16 protein-coding genes are annotated in these 14,619 nt (G+C 70.8%); 8 read left to right on the top strand and 8 right to left on the bottom strand.

The genetic code is table 11. The features are described 5' to 3' along the window. Positions 1-8: 8 nt before the first annotated feature. Complete coding sequence (locus tag DP939_RS37490; RefSeq protein WP_113985590.1) at positions 9-821, bottom strand: ABC transporter permease; 813 nt, start codon at positions 819-821, stop codon at positions 9-11. A gap of 1 nt (position 822) precedes the next feature. Continuing rightward, on the bottom strand, positions 823-1,764 hold the full coding sequence (locus DP939_RS37495; protein WP_147268288.1) for an ABC transporter ATP-binding protein: 942 nt from the start codon (positions 1,762-1,764) through the stop codon (positions 823-825). A 218-nt stretch (positions 1,765-1,982) separates the two neighbouring features. On the opposite strand from DP939_RS37495, the gene DP939_RS37500 reads away from it, so the two are divergent. Next, the gene (locus tag DP939_RS37500; RefSeq protein ID WP_147268289.1) at positions 1,983-3,872 is read left to right on the top strand and encodes a BTAD domain-containing putative transcriptional regulator; all 1,890 of its coding nucleotides are present in this window, start codon (positions 1,983-1,985) and stop codon (positions 3,870-3,872) included. Between the two features lie 113 nt (positions 3,873-3,985). Continuing rightward, positions 3,986-4,237, top strand: coding sequence for a response regulator transcription factor (locus tag DP939_RS37505; RefSeq protein WP_113985593.1), 252 nt, complete (start codon positions 3,986-3,988; stop codon positions 4,235-4,237). Here the strand turns inward: DP939_RS37505 and DP939_RS37510 are convergent. Then, on the bottom strand, positions 4,232-4,996 hold the full coding sequence (locus DP939_RS37510) for an RICIN domain-containing protein (protein WP_147268290.1): 765 nt from the start codon (positions 4,994-4,996) through the stop codon (positions 4,232-4,234). The two genes, DP939_RS37505 and DP939_RS37510, sit on opposite strands and share 6 nt — an antisense overlap. 377 nt (positions 4,997-5,373) lie before the next feature. Next, positions 5,374-6,249: a winged helix-turn-helix transcriptional regulator gene (locus DP939_RS37515; RefSeq protein WP_113985595.1), complete on the bottom strand. Its 876-nt coding sequence runs from the start codon at positions 6,247-6,249 to the stop codon at positions 5,374-5,376. A gap of 55 nt (positions 6,250-6,304) precedes the next feature. Between DP939_RS37515 and DP939_RS37520 the strand changes: the two genes are divergently transcribed. After that, positions 6,305-7,567, top strand: coding sequence for an MFS transporter (locus DP939_RS37520; RefSeq protein WP_113985596.1), 1,263 nt, complete (start codon positions 6,305-6,307; stop codon positions 7,565-7,567). Positions 7,568-7,591: 24 nt separating this feature from the next. Here the strand turns inward: DP939_RS37520 and DP939_RS37525 are convergent, their stop codons facing one another. After that, positions 7,592-8,353, bottom strand: coding sequence for a TetR/AcrR family transcriptional regulator (locus tag DP939_RS37525; RefSeq protein WP_113985597.1), 762 nt, complete (start codon positions 8,351-8,353; stop codon positions 7,592-7,594). Between the two features lie 112 nt (positions 8,354-8,465). Between DP939_RS37525 and DP939_RS37530 the strand changes: the two genes are divergently transcribed. From DP939_RS37530 to DP939_RS37540, 3 genes are all read left to right on the top strand, one after another. Continuing rightward, positions 8,466-8,792: a hypothetical protein gene (locus DP939_RS37530; protein WP_113985598.1), complete on the top strand. Its 327-nt coding sequence runs from the start codon at positions 8,466-8,468 to the stop codon at positions 8,790-8,792. 280 nt (positions 8,793-9,072) lie between these two features. Continuing rightward, positions 9,073-10,962: an alpha/beta hydrolase gene (locus DP939_RS37535; RefSeq protein WP_113985599.1), complete on the top strand. Its 1,890-nt coding sequence runs from the start codon at positions 9,073-9,075 to the stop codon at positions 10,960-10,962. 339 nt (positions 10,963-11,301) lie between these two features. Beyond that, complete coding sequence (locus DP939_RS37540; RefSeq protein ID WP_147268291.1) at positions 11,302-11,571, top strand: hypothetical protein; 270 nt, start codon at positions 11,302-11,304, stop codon at positions 11,569-11,571. Here DP939_RS37540 and DP939_RS37545 read toward each other — a convergent pair. Continuing rightward, the gene (locus tag DP939_RS37545) at positions 11,564-12,451 is read right to left on the bottom strand and encodes an MFS transporter (protein ID WP_113985601.1); all 888 of its coding nucleotides are present in this window, start codon (positions 12,449-12,451) and stop codon (positions 11,564-11,566) included. The genes DP939_RS37540 and DP939_RS37545 overlap by 8 nt on opposite strands. A gap of 53 nt (positions 12,452-12,504) precedes the next feature. On the opposite strand from DP939_RS37545, the gene DP939_RS37550 reads away from it, so the two are divergent. Further along, positions 12,505-12,729 carry a hypothetical protein gene (locus DP939_RS37550; protein ID WP_113985602.1) on the top strand — a complete coding sequence of 75 codons (225 nt, stop codon included), beginning with the start codon at positions 12,505-12,507 and terminating at the stop codon, positions 12,727-12,729. Between the two features lie 27 nt (positions 12,730-12,756). On the opposite strand, the gene DP939_RS37555 is transcribed toward DP939_RS37550, so the two are convergent. After that, the gene (locus DP939_RS37555; protein WP_113985603.1) at positions 12,757-13,281 is read right to left on the bottom strand and encodes a VOC family protein; all 525 of its coding nucleotides are present in this window, start codon (positions 13,279-13,281) and stop codon (positions 12,757-12,759) included. Between the two features lie 70 nt (positions 13,282-13,351). Beyond that, entirely contained in the window at positions 13,352-14,002 is a 651-nt protein-coding gene (locus tag DP939_RS37560; protein ID WP_113985604.1) for an FMN-dependent NADH-azoreductase, read from the bottom strand. Positions 14,003-14,130: 128 nt separating this feature from the next. On the opposite strand from DP939_RS37560, the gene DP939_RS37565 reads away from it, so the two are divergent. Next, complete coding sequence (locus tag DP939_RS37565; protein WP_113985605.1) at positions 14,131-14,553, top strand: winged helix-turn-helix transcriptional regulator; 423 nt, start codon at positions 14,131-14,133, stop codon at positions 14,551-14,553. Positions 14,554-14,619: the final 66 nt, after the last annotated feature.

The raw sequence follows: 14,619 nt of genomic DNA on the forward strand, positions 1-14,619 counted from the left end.
GCCGCGCATCAGAGGTTGCGCGCCCGGTTGAGCAGGGCGCGTCCGCCGATGGTGTAGCCGACGACCGCCATCACGGCCATCACCACCATGGGCTGCAGGGTCTCGCCCAGCCCGAAGAGCGAGGCGTCGCGCATGCCGTTGATCGCGTACGTCAGCGGGTTCACCATCGCGATCCACTGGATCACGGTCGGCATGCTCTCGATCGTGTAGAGCGAGGGGGCGGAGAAGACCAGCACCGGGATCGACACGTTGGAGAGCACCATGAAGACCTGGTGGTCGGTGATGGTGATCGCGGCGGCCAGGTACAGCCCGTTGAAGGCGAGCGAGGCGAAGACCAGCATCACCAGCAGGCCGATCCAGCCGCCCGCGGTGAACGGGAAGTCGAAGATCAGCGCCGCCACGCCCAGGCCGAGCAGGGTCTGGGCCATCACCAGCGAGACTCCGGCGATCAGCTTGCCGAGCAGGAAGCGGGACCTGCGCAGCGGATAGGACCACAGCTGGGTGGCGACGCCGCTGGTCTCCTCCTGGAAGACCGCCATGCCCGCCGTACCGGCCGCGCTGACCACCGACATGGCCAGCGTCATCGGGAGCAGGAAGATGGTGAAGGGCACGTTCATGCCGCGGTAGTCGACGTTCTGCACCAGATTGCTCAGCGAGGTGTTGACCAGGAGTAAGTAGATGAGCATCGGGGTCAGGCCCACGATCAGGTAGACCCGGTTGCGGGCCAGCAGCGCGTACTCGCGGTAGACCACCGCGAACAGGTCGGAGACCCGGCCCCGAGGCGCCGGGGGCTTGTTCTCGAAGGTCAGGGCGGCGGCCACGTCACTCCTTGTTCTCGGTCATCCGGAGGAAGACCTCCTCAAGCGAATCGGTCGCGGTGGAGACACCCGAGATCGCCACCCCGTGCTCCTGGCAGTGGCCGGACAGGCCCGGCAGGACGTCCTGCACCTGCGCGCCCTCGATCCGTACCTCGGCGTCCTCCGCCTTGACCACCAGCCCGGCCGCCTCCGCCCACGCGACCACGACCCCGCTGGTCCCCGGGTCCTGCACGGTCACCACCAGGTGCGTGGTGCCGAACTCCTCGACCAGTTCGCGCGGCTTGGCGAAGCGCATCACCCGGCCCTGGTCGATCACCATCACCCGCTGGCAGTTGCGCTCCAGCTCGTCGATGTGGTGGCTGGTCCACAGGACGGTCACGCCGTGCTCGTCGCGCAGCCAGGTCACGAACCGCTCGACGTGCCTGCGCCCGCCGACGTCGAGACCGGCGGACGGCTCGTCGAGCACCAGCAGCCGCGGGATGGTGAGCAGCGCGCGGACGAGCTGCAGGCGCTGCCGCTGGCCGCCGGAGAGCTGGAAGCAGAAGCGGGACAGGGCCGGAGTGATGCCCAGGTGCTCGACCAGTTCCATGGCCCAGGGCCGGACCTCGCGCCAGCGCAGGCCGCGGAAGCGTGCCGCGATCTTGAGGTTGTCCAGCGCGGAGAGCATCAGGTCGAACGGGCCCACCTGGTGCATCGCCCCGATCGAGGTCTTGGCCGCGACCGGTTGCCGCACGGGGTCCACGCCGAAGAGTTCGAGCCGGCCCGAGGTCGGCGCGGTGACTCCGCAGATCATCTTGATCAGGGTGGTCTTACCCGCGCCGTTGGGTCCGAGCAGCCCGATCGTCTCGCCCTGTGAGATCTCGAAGGAGATGCCGTCCACCGCCCGGCGTTCCATGCGCCGGTACTGTTTGACCAGGTCCGTGGCTGTCACAACGTCGTCAGACAACTACCCCACCTCTCCCCGCCTCGGGCAGCGTGCTGGTTGAGTATGACTCGCAGGCACATAGGGGCCACAACCCCACGAATGTGGGCGTTAGCGAAAATCCATATGCCAAACGACAGAGGACCGATTGCGCACCCACGCCGACCCGATGATCATCGGCACATGGACGAGTGCGACCGGCTGAACCGCATCCCCGGCACGCATGAGGTGGTGGACCGCGAGTGAGCTTAGAGATCCCTTCGGGAAACTTAGAGATCACGCCAGAACCCGATGCCTACACCCTCATCCTGCCGCCCGGCGGTACGGGCCTGACCTGGCGGTTGCCCGAGGAGAGCGACCCTGCGACCCCGCTCCCCTGCGTGGTCCTCGCCGACCGGGCCGGGCTCACCGAGTTCGCCGCGCTCCAGCGCGGGCTGCGCACCCTGGGCGTGCCCAGCCTGCGCATCGACGCGGAGGCCATCGACGACCTGCGCATCGCCGCGGACATCGCCGACCGCTCGCTCACGGTCAACGGACGCCGGATCGTCCCGACCGTCACCTGGGTACGGCACTTCTCGCCCCGGGCCATCCCGAACTCGGCGAGTTCGCCGTTCCGCGCCGACTCCTGGTGCGCCCTGGTCGCCCAGATGTCCCACCTGGCCGCCCACCACCTGCCCGGCGGCCCCGACATCGGGCGGCTGATCCAGTTGGGCGACGCGGCGCGGGCCGGAGTACGCACCCCGCGGACCATCGTGACCACCGACCCCGCCGCGGCCAGCGGCTCCCTGCCCGGCGACCGGGTCATCGTCAAGGCGCTCGACGGGCACTTCGTGGAGACCGAGCCCGGCACGCTGGCCGGGGTCTTCCCCGAGATCATGGACGCGGCGGCGGCCCGCGGGCTCTCCGTCAGGGACGCCCCGATGATCGTGCAGGAGTACGTCGATCACGGGGTGGAGCTGCGCGTCTATTTCCTTGACGGCGAGATTAGAACGTTCCGGGTCACCAAGCCCTCGCCCGAGGCGCTGTGGTGCGACGCCGACTCGGTCTCGGTCTGCCGGGTCTCCACTCCCGAGTCCGTGGTCGCCGCGGTCCGCAGGCTCACCGATCTGTGGGGCCTGCGCTACGGCGCCTTCGACTTCCTGATGACCAGGCAGGGGCCGGTCTTCCTTGAGGTCAACACCGACGGCGACTGGCGCTGGTTCGAGGCCAAGGCGGGCGTGGACGACGTCTCCATGGCCGCGCTCGCCATGGTCAAGGCCCTGCACGCGCAGGCGGCGCCCAAGCCCCCCGCGCCCGTCGCCCTGACCGGGTTCCTCGCCCTGGGCACCGGCAGGCGCGCACCGGCCGAGCAGGTCAGGCCCGCCCTGGACGCCCGGGTGCTTGGAACGTTCGAAATCAGGGTGGACGGCGCCCTGGTCAGGATCAGCGCCCGCAAGATCCGGCTGCTGGCCGCGATCCTGCTGCTCAGCCCCAACCAGGTGGTCGCGACCGACCAGCTCATCGACTCCCTGTGGGGCGAGTCCCCGCCGCCCACCGCCCGCAAGAACCTCCAGGTCCACGTCTCCGAACTGCGCAGGAAGGTGGGCGACCGGATCTTCTACGAGGGCTGGGGCTACCGGCTGGACGCCACGCCGGACGAACTGGACCTGCTCCGCTTCCGCCACCTGGCCGGAGCCGGGCGCGACCTGCGGCGCAGGGGCGACGGCCAGGCGGCGCTGAACCTGCTCGGCGACGCCGCCCGCCTGTGGCGCGGCCGGCCGCTCGCGGAGTTCGCCTGCGTCCCGCTGGCGGACAAGGCGGTGAGCCGCTGCACCGAGCTGTACCTCACGGTCAGCGAGGACTGGGCCGAGCTGGAGATCGAGCGGGGCAGGCACGTCGAGGCGCTGCCGCGCCTCGACGACCTGGTTTCACACTTTCCCACCCGGGAAAGACTCATAGCTGCCAGGATGACCGCCCTGGTCGGCTGCGGGCGCGCCCCCGAGGCGCTGTCGCAGTTCGAGAGCCTGCGCCGCCACCTGGCCGCCGAGCTGGGCATCGATCCCAGCCCGGCACTGCGGAAGGTCTACGAGGCGATCCTCCAGGGTCGTCCCGAAGACCCCTGGTCCTACGTGTGTCAGGAACTGGACACATAACCGGGAGCATGGCCGCGCCATACCGCTGGTTAAGCGAATCCTCCTAGCGTTGACATCGAAATCCTTCCAGTCGGGGACCTCTGGTCCAACGCGATCTGACCTGGGGCGTTCACATGGATCTTGGTTCCGTTGGCCTGCTGAACGATCGTGACCGTGAGTTGATCGTGATGCTGGCCAAGGGGTACACGACAACGAGAATCGCCCGTGAGCTGCACCTCAGCCGCTACACGGTGGCCGAATGGATCAGCAAGCTGCTCGACCGGTTCTCGTGCAGCAACCGCAGCCAGCTGGTGGCCTACTCCTACGCCCACCGGCTGCTGCACGTGGGTATCTGGCCGCCCAGCGCCTCCAGCGCCATCTCATGAACGGCCGGGGTCCGGCTCGAAGGTGAAGACGAGTTCCGCGGTCGCGGGCGTACAGCGGCGCAGCCACAGCGGGGCCATGTCGTGCGGCGGGACCGAGTGCGCCAGGCACTGGTCGCCGTCGGCGACCCTGATCCGGCGGTCGGCGTCTCCGGTCCCCGCGCGCTCCAGCCGGAACCGGTCGATCTGGTTGCCGCTCCGCTCGCCGCAGTAGTCGTCGTGGATCTCACCGTTGCGTACGCCCATGCAGCCCAGTCCCAGTTCCGGATGCTGCGTGTTGATCCTGTACCTGCCGTCACCCAGCGGCTGGACGAACCGCTTCGGAAAGGCGTCGGCGCAGGGAATCTGCCGGATCCGGCCGTCCCGGCCCTTGGACGCCGACAGACAGCGGTCACTGCCGGGAATCCGGATGCGGTAGGGGCCCGCGGCGATCGGCGCGTCCGGTCCGGCCTGGTCCAGCGACGGCTGTGGCGTCTGTGCCCGCGTCAGGTCCAGCCGGACCGATCCGCCGGTGGGGAGCAGCAGGAGGAGGGCCGTGCCGAGGAGCATCGAGAGCCAGTACGTCCACTTCCTGGGGGGCAGGTACGGGGAGTCCGCGCCTGTGGAGGGCTCGGGTCCGGCGTCCGGCCTCGGCGGCGGCTCGCCCATCGCCAGCCGGGTGCGCGCGCTTCGCCATAACTCGGCCTCCTCCTCGCCGCATCCGCAGGCGAGCACGAACGCCATGAGGACTTCGTCGCGTGGCAGGGTGCTTCGGTGCAGCACGCCGACGAGTGTGCTGTGCGGTAACGACCGGCCCGCCGCGGCGGCCCGCGCTTCCACGTTCCGGAACGTCAGTCCTGACCACGCCCTGAGCCGCCGCATCTGCGCGACGAACTCCGCAGGCGTCCTCGCCTCTCGTGGATCGGGACGATCTGAAGAATGGGGGTGCATGGCCCCTAATCTTTGTCAAACCTGCTGTCCATCTGCCAGGCCCACCGGTCCGGCCCGTGCAGGGGTCACGAGTGGGTGACACCCCGCCAGGCCGGGGGCGTCGGCCTGCTTCGAGGCCACCGGCGATGAGCGCGGTGCGGGCATCGCCCGAGCCGGCGTGCGGGAGGTACTGCAGGCGCGGGCCGAGGGATGACCCCCGGCAGCCGTGTTTATCGGCTGTGGACGAGGGCGAGCATCTCGTCCACCGAACCGGCCGGGTCGCTGATCGGGAACTGCACCGCCCGGATGATCGCATCGGGATCGACGAGCAGGCTGAGGCGCTTGAAGCGGTCGGCGCCCGCCACCCGGAAGGTCGGCAGCAGCAGCCCGGCGGCGAGCCTGCTGTCCTGGTCGGACAGTAGCGGGTAGGGCAGCTTCGCGTACTCGGCGAAGGCGGCCAGCTGGTCGGGGCGCTGCGTGCTCACGCCCCGGATCGTGGCACCTGCCGCCTCGAAGCCGGCGCTGCGTGAGGCGTACGTGAGCGCCTCCAGCGTGCAGCCCTGCGTGCCCGGGATGTCGGTCCAGCCGGGTGGGTTCCCCTGGGTGCCCGGGGCGAAGGCACCGGGGAAGAAGAACAGCACGGTCCAGAGGCCGTCCGGCGCGTTGGGCGCGACCGGCTCGCCGTCATGTCGTTCCAGCAGGACGTCCGGGATCTTCCGGTCGACCAGCTCGTGCACGCGACGGCTCTCGGCCGACCCGTCCTCGCTGGTCGCGGTGAGCGCCCCATCGCCCATCACGTGCCTGACGCCCCAGTCCTGCAGGGCGACGAGCGCGGGCAGCAGGCCCTCGCCCTTCGGGGTCAGCACGTAGTCGTGGCGCGGCGGGCGATCGGAATAGGGCCGCCGCTCGAGCACCCCGTGCTCGACCAGCCCGGCCAGGCGTTCGGCCAGGGCCCGGCGGCTGACGCCCAGCTCGCGCTGGAGGGCGTCGAAGCGGGTGATGCCGCCCGCGATGTCGCGCACCACCAGGAACGTCCACCAGTCGCCGATCACTCCGAGCGCTTGGGCGATGCCGCAGTCGGATTCGGACAGCTCGGCGCGCTTCACATCCCTAGTATAGAGTGCGTTTCAATTTGGAACTCACTTAGTGGGAGGCGCTGCGATGGGATTCGGCGGCGGAAGCGGGGCGGGCGTCTTCTGGCGATGGTGGGCGGCCGGGACGACCAGCGCGGTCGGCTCGGCGGTGGGCGCGGTGGCGCTGCCGCTGACGGCCCTGACGGTGCTCGACGCCTCCGCGTTCGAGATGGGCCTGATCACCGCCGCCGGGTACGTCGCCTGGATCGTGATCGGGCTGCCCGCCGGGGTGCTGGTGCAGCGGCTGCCCATGCGAAAGGTGCAGGTCGCCGCCGACCTGGCCCGCGCGGCGGCGATCCTCTCCATCCCGCCGGCCTGGTGGCTGGACCGGCTGACGATCGCCCAGCTGGTCATCGCGGCCCTCGTGATCGGCTTCGCGACCGTCATCTTCGACGTCGCCAACTCGACCTTCCTGCCGTCGATCGTGAGCAGGGAACAGTTGCAGTCCCGCAACAGCCTGACGTCGGGCACCCAGGCCACCGCTCAGCTCGGCGGGCCGTCGGCGGGCGGTCTCATCGTCCAGTTACTGGGAGCGGTGCCGACCCTCCTCGTCGACGCGGTGAGCTACCTCGTCTCCGCCCTCCTGCTGCGGAGCCTGCCCGAACGCCGCGCGGAGGCCCCCGGACACCGGACACCGATGCGCGCGATGATCCGCGAAGGCTGGCGCTTCGTCGTACACCACCCGGTGATGGGCCCGTGCATGTGGGCCGCCACCGCGGCGAACACGGTCTGCGGGGCGCAGCACGCCCTCTACGCGCTGTACCTCGTACGCGAACTGCACGCCGAGCCCGGCCTCGTCGGCCTGCTGCTGGCGGCGGACGGCGTCGGCACGCTGATCGGCGCGGCCCTGACGAACCGGCTCACGGCCAGGCTCGGCACCGCCCGCGCCCTGATCGTCACCGGCTTCGTCGCCGTCGCCGGGGCGCTCGTCGTCCCCCTCGGCACCGGCTGGCACGGGTTCGCCGCCTTCGCCGTCGGCAATGTGGTGTTCGCCGCCGGCGTCGTGGTGCTCAGTGTGGTGACCCGTACGTACCGGCAGATCGCCAGCCCGCCCGGCCTGCTGGCCCGGGTGATGGCCACCGTCCGCTTCGTCTCCTGGGGTGCGATCCCGATCAGCGGGCTGATCGCCGGAGTGATCGCGGGCGCGCTCGGCGGCCGGGCCACCCTGATGATCTTCGTCGTCGCGGCCGCCTGCATCCCGCTGGTCCTGCTCGCCTCACCTATCCGCCACCTGCGCGACCTCACCGACTACCGGCAGATCGAAGCCCAGGCGGACACGCTCACCCCGTGACCGGCGGGCACGCTTTTGACTACGTCACGCCTTGGGGTCCTCCGGCTTGCCGCGCTTGGTGTCGATCAGGGCGTCGATGCCGGCGATGATCCGGTTGAGGCCGAACTCGATGTCACTGTCGGTGAAATCGTTCACCTCGTAGTTCCCACCGGCCATCATGGCGGCGAGCCTGGGGAACCCGCGTTCGTTCAGGAGGGGCCGCAGGAACTCGATCACCGTGGGGGGCAGGGCGGGAGGTGCACCCAGGACGTCCATGGTGCGCGCGAGGTCCGCCGTACTGCGGGCGTAGCCGTCCAGGAGCAGCGCGCAGCCCAGGATCTCCTGATCGTCCAGCCCGGAGCCCGACATGGCCTCCAGCAGGACCTCAAGCCAGCCCAGCAGGTTCGGGGTCAAAGGGGTGCCACGGACGGGGAGGTCGAGCAGCCAGGGGTGGGCGCGGAGGCGTTCGACGGCCGCGTGGGTCCATTCGGTGGCGGCCTCCCGCCAGCCGGTGACGTGGCACAGCGCGCTGGACGGAGGGCCCCAGCCGGCCTCGGCGAGGAGGACGAGGAGTTCTTCTTTGGAGCTGACGTACCGGTAGAGCGCGTTGGCCGTGATGCCCAGCGAACCTGCGATCTTCGGCATGGACAGCGCCGCGAGGCCGTCCCGGTCGGCTATCTCCACGGCGGCCTCGACGATCCGCTCGACGCTGTGCGCGGGCTTGGGGCCGCGCCGCCGCGCGGTCGAGGCGAGTCCCCAGGCCAGGGTGAGGCCGGGGGGCAGTTCACGCTCCGGGCTGTCCTTCATCGTCAACATCTTGCACCAAGCGGCTCCCGTAAAAACTGTTCAAGCCTTACACTAATTATGCGGGCGGCGGAGACGGCACCGCCCGGCACCGCGCAACGAAGGGAGCCACGGCATGAAATCCGGACAACGGGCCAAGCGCCTGAGCATCGTCATGGCCGCCGCAGCGGTCATGACCACCTTCGCGGGGACCGCCTCGGCCGCGACCGCCGAAGCCACCGCCCTGCCCAGCGACTGCCACGCGGAAATCCTCGGCTGGAATCACACCGGCGCGACCTGCGCGCAGAGCAACGGCGGCTGGTACCAGGCCATCGCCCAATGTCAGAGCGCCGAGGGCGACATCACCCCCCGCTCCGGCCCCTGGCGTCAGGACGGCAATTCCCTCTCATACTGCCTCGGCACGGAAACCGCGATATCAGCGCAATACGCCACCACGCCCTGACAGAAGTGAACTGAGGGCGGCAGCCCGGACATCAGCGCCGCCCACGGAATTCCTCCGGTAGGTCCCCCGCCACCAGGTGGGGGGCCTGCCGCCGTCTGGGGGTGACCCCGAGCAGCCGGTCACCCTTTGCACGAGAGGTCATGCATGACTTATCGTGGCATCGTGGGCCGGATGGCCCCCCGTGGCCGGCGAGCGGCAACTCGACGACCACGGGAACGCACCACCACGCCGTACGGCGTGCTCTCACGCGACGCATCTCCCAGCGAAAGGGTGAGCAGCCATGCTGCGCACGCACACCTCGAAACAAGCCGCCGGCACCCCGGCACGGCGCCTGGCCTGTGCCCTGCTGGCCACCGCGACGGCCCTGTCAGCGGTCACGACGCCCGCACAGGCGGACACTGACCCGACCCCCGCTCCCCCGCACGACTGCGCCCAAGCGGACGAACGCTGCGACGGTACCTTGCAGGTGCCGCTGAACTGGAAGGACCCGGGCTCGGGCACCATCACCGTGGCCTTCACCTGGGTGCCGAGGGGCGACCGCGCCCGGCCCCCGCTCACCACCGTGATCGCCAACGGCGGCGGCCCCGGCCCCCTGGATCCCTCCTACGGCGAACTGGCCAAGGCCATGCTCGGTCCGCTGGCCGACCGGGTGGACGTACTGATGGTCGAGCCCCGCGGGTTCGGCCGTTCCGCGCCGCTGACCTGCGACGGACTCGACATCGACCGCCCGGCGACCATCGCCGCCTGCACCCGGAGGCTGGGGTCGCGGGCCTCGTACTTCACCACCGAGCAGCACGCCGCCGACATCGAGGCGGTACGCAAGGCGCTGGGCGGCCGGAACGTGACGTTCGTCGGCAACTCCTACGGCACCCTCATCGGCCAGGCGTACGCCGCCCGCTTCCCCAAGCAGGTCCGGGCCATGTTCCTCAACAGCGTCGTCGCCGCCGACGCGCGCGGGTACGAGGCCCGCGGCTTTCGCAACCAGCACCAGATGGGGATGAACGCACTGATCGCCGCCTGCCGCCGTTCGGCCGCCTGCGCCCGCGCCCATCCCCACCCCGAGCGGCTGTGGGAGAGGTTGCTGCGCCGCCTGCGCTCGGCCCCCGACCGGCAGGTCCCGGTGAGGGCCACCGAACCACTGCTGATCGCCGCCTCCGTACCGGACGCCCGCGAGAACCTGGCCGCGGCGAGCGCGTACCTCCGCGGCGATCGGGCACCGCTCCGCCGCCTGGTCAAGCGGGCCACGCCGACCCCGTCACCCGCCGCCCTGCCACCGGCCCTGTTCACCTACTACTGCGGGGACGCGCGGGCCCCGTACGACAGAACGGCCACCGCGCGGGTACGCGCCCGCCAGCTCGACGCCTACCTCGCCCGCCACCCGATCTTCGCCCCCTACACCGCGCGGGAGGCGTCCGGGCCGACCGCGCAGTGGCTGCGCGCATGCACGTACTGGCCCACGCCGCGCCACACCCCGCCCGTCCCGCCGGGCACCCGGCTGCCGGACGTGCCGGTGCTGGCGATGAGCGGGCGGTTCGACACCGAGACCGCGCCCGAGGACGCGACGGCGGTCGCGGCGCGCTTCCCCCGCGGCCGGGCCCTGAACATCCCGTTCGGCGGCCACGGGCTGCTCATGGGCACCGGGCCGGACAGCGGCTGCGTCCAGGACCTGCTCCGCACGTTCGTCGCCGAGCCCTCCAAGCCCGTGGCCGGTTGCTCGGCCGAGCACTACCGCCTGCTCGGCGAGCACCCGCGACGGTCGGCCGACCTGCCCCCGATCCGCGGCGGCGACGACCTGCCCGGCGCGGCCCGCCGTACCATCGCGGCCGCCTTCGCCACCGCCGTCGACGCCCTGGCCCCACGCGGCCCGTACTCCACCACGCCACTGCCCGCGCGGGAACCCGGCCTGCGCGGCGGCCACGTACGCTACGACGCCAAGACCTCCACGGTGACCCTCGCGCACACCAGGTACGTGAAGGACGTCCAGGTCAGCGGCACCGTACGGTACGCCCCGGACACCGGCGTGGCCACCGCCGACCTGAAGGCGAAGCCCACCGGCTCGCCCGAGACACCGCTGACCCTGTCATGGCGGCCCTTCCAGCCCGAAGACCTCACCCGCCTCCAGGGCAAGCTGAACGGCCACCCCTTCCAGGCCACCGCCCCGGCCTTCTGACGAGCGGCATCAGGTCCCCCGTGCTGCCGAGCGGCCACGGGACCGCTCCCCGGAGACCTGATGTTCGGTATCCCCATGCCCAGCTCACGGTTGCCGTCGAAAGTCTGGCCGCGGCTGCTCGCCTGCCTGCTGCTGCCCCCCATGCTCACGTCATGCTCTTCGAACCCGCCGCCCCCCAGCCGCACCACCACGTCACCATCGCCCCCGCCCACCACCTCCAGCGCCCCGGCGTCCCCCACCCCATCGCCCACACCGTCGCGGCCCGTTCCCCGCGACGGCACGAAACTGCGCTCATGCGCGGACGGCACCTGCGAGGTCCGGGTGAGGGAACGGGCCAAGGTGCCACTCCCCCGCCGATTCGGTATCGGCCCGATCAGGGTGACCGGCGTCGAGGACGACACCATCACGATGGTCGTCCCACTGACCCGGTCGAAGTTCGAAAGCGACGGCGGCTGCTCCGCCACCCTCATCGGCTCGTCCGCCGACGCCCCCGCCCACTGGGACCTGACCTGCCGATCCGCCGAAAAGGTCACCATCAACCAGATGACCCTGACCGTCACCGACATCACGGACAAGGCCGCGATCATCCGCATCCGCCCCGCTAAGTGATCTGTGCGCCGCCGCCTGGCGGAGGCCGCCTGATCGGGGCGGCATCCGAGCGTGACGCGGGCCTACGGTCCGGTGCCCGTTCCTTCGCCACGAGTTCGCGTACGGCGGGTGCCACCTCCTCGCCGAACCGCCTGATCCGGCTCGGGTCCATGGTCATGAGTGTGAACCCGCTGGTCCCGTGGACCCTGCGCCGCTCGACCAGGAGCAGGACGACGAACAAGGCGAGCGCGGCCACCCCGAGCGCGACCGCGGTCCAGCCCCGGCCCTGGGTGAGCGCCAGCAGCAGGGCGACCAGGCCGGCACCGAGCAGGACGGCGCCGGGGAGATCGAGCCCGCCGCGCGCGGTGTGCGCGCTCGCCGGTACGGAGCGGGCCACCAGCAGCAGGCTGACCAGGGCGAGCAGCGCGCCGAGCCCGAACAGCCAGCGCCATGACAGGTAGTCGGCGAGCAGCCCGCCGACCACCAGCCCGGCCCCGGCGCCCGCGCCGACGATCCCGGAGATCAGCCCGAACGCGAACGTCATCCGCTCGCGCGGCATCGTCTCGCGCAGGATGGCCATGGACAGCGGCACCAGCGCGAGCGCCGCGCCCTGGACGACTCTGGCCGCGATGAGCTGCCCGATGTCCTGGGCGGCCACGGCCCCGGCCATGCCGGCGAGATAGGTGATCAGTACGGCGAGCAGCACCCGGCGCTTGCCGTACAGGTCGCCCATCCGGCCGAGCAGCGGGGTCAGCACGGCGCTGGACAGCAGGAACCCGCTGATGATCCACGAGGCCCAGCCGGGTGTGGTGTCGAGTTCGCGCTGAAGCAGGCCGACCGCGGGGACGACCATCGTCTGCATGAGCGCGTAGCTGAAGACCGAGGTGACCAGGGCGAACACGTCGCGTTGGTACGCTTCACCAGCGGCTCGTCGACCGGGCCGAACGGCGCGGCGTGGTGCTCCGGGTCCGCGCCCAGCGTGACCGCCGCGCCTGCGACATCCAACTGACCGAGCAGGGCAGGCAGATCGCCCACGCGGCGCACCGCAAGGTCACCGCACAGGTCGAGCACCTGATCGGAGAGGTCGCCCCCGACGACCGCGAGCGCCTGGAACACGTGGTGACGACCATCATCCGCAGCGCACACCCCGCCCCCCGCGTCCCCGCCCCCCGCTCCTGACCCGAGGGAAGGATGGCGTACGCCGGTTCAGGGGCGGGCCGGAGCGGAGATTCCGATCCCACCTGGGAGGTCGGCGCCGAATTGCGCGAGCACCGCGTCCCAGTCGAGCGGTGCGAACGCCTCGTGGGTCGTCTCGTCGATCCTGTCGGCGGGCACCAGCCAGCACACTTCGAGTTGCAGGCCGTCGGGGTCGGCGGCGTACAGCGACTTGGTGGCGCCGTGGTCGATCTCGTCGATCAAGGCGCCTGCCTGACGCAGCCTGCCGCGGATCCGCTGGAGTTCGGCCAGGGTGTCCACCTCCCACGCCAGGTGCGCGAGCCCGGGGCGCCGGTCCGGGCCTTGCGGGGCGGCCGGGCCGTCGATCTGCATCAAGGCCAGGTCGTGGTCGTTGGTGGAGTCCTCGGCCTTCATGAACGCCGACTCGGGGATCTTGTCGCCGTCGGCATGGAGGCGGTGGTCGATGCGGAAGTTCAGCAGTTCGGTGTAGAAGGCGATGCTGCGTTCGACGTCGCGGACGTAGAGCACGGCGTGGTTGAGACGCTGGACTGGCATGTCACTCCTTGGCTGGTCACGGTTGGTCGTCTTCGCCGGCGGGGTGGGGTGCCCCGTACCGGTTCGGGGCTCAGGCGGCGGCGGTCGCGCCGCCGGCGATCGTCGCGGCGAGTTCGCGAGCTCGGTCGTGGGCATTGGCCATGGACGCCTTGTGCATCGGAAGCAGCGCGGCCATCGCCGTCTCGTGGGGGGCCATGGTCAGCTCGGGGACCACGATGGTGACGTCGAGGCCGAACATGTCCTCGTGGCCGAGCAGCGCCTCAAGGAGGGGTACGACGTAGTCCAGGCCGTGCCTGGGAGCGCCCGGGCTGTAGCTGCCGCCCCGAGCCGAGATCACCACGGCGGGACGCCCGGCGACCTGGGAGGGGCTGCCGTGCCTGACCGTGCGGCCGAGGACGATGACCTGGTCGAGCCATGCCTTGAACACCGACGGCATCGTCAGGTTGTACATCGGCACCGTGAAGAGATAGGCGTCGGCGCCAAGGAACTCCTCGATCAGTGCGTCCTGTATCGCCGCCGCGGCGGCCTGCTCGCCGGTGTGCCGGGCGGGGTCGGTGGCGCGTGCGGTGATGCCCGCCGCGCTGATGTGGGGCACGGGCGCGGCGGCAAGGTCGCGGTGAACGACCTTGCCGTGCCAGCCATCGAGGAAGGATTGCGCGACCTGGCGGGAGACCGAGGCCCCGCCGAGCGAGGAGGAGTCGATGTGCAGCAGGTAGGACATGGGTGGGTTCCTTTCAGAGTGCGCGCTCCGGTGATCCGGGAGCGGGCCGTGGTCGTGGATCGGCGCGACCGCCCCGCAGGGGGTCACATACTGGTAGTGCGGTAACGCCCGGATGAGAGGTAATCGAGATGACGTCAGCGCGACAGACCACTGGTCCGTGCCAGGCATGGCCGGAGGACAGCGCCTTCATCCGTGAGGTGCTCGACCGCATCGGCGACAAGTGGACGGTGCTGGTCATCAGCACCCTGAACGCCGGCTCGCTGCGCTACTCCGACTTGCAGGCGAGCATCCCAGGGATCTCCCAGCGGATGCTGACCCAGACGCTCAAACATCTCGAACGCGACGGACTGATCACCCGGACCGCGTACGCCGAGGTCCCGCCGCGAGTGGAGTACGAGCTGACGGACCTAGGCCGGTCGCTGAGGGACGCGGTGATGGCGATGGCCGGTTGGGCCGCGACCCACCACAGCGAGATCGCCGGCAACCGGGCCGCCAGCGAGCTGACGGGAGTCGGCCGAGGCAAGGCCGCGGTCAGCGCGTCGGCGGGCTAGCGCCGGGCATATCGGGCACGTCGCTCGCCGCCCCCTCTGTGGGGTCGATGTGGCACACCCCCGTAT

It is taken from the genome of Spongiactinospora rosea (assembly GCF_003315795.1).
GTDB classification, from domain to species: Bacteria; Actinomycetota; Actinomycetes; order Streptosporangiales; family Streptosporangiaceae; genus Spongiactinospora; species Spongiactinospora rosea.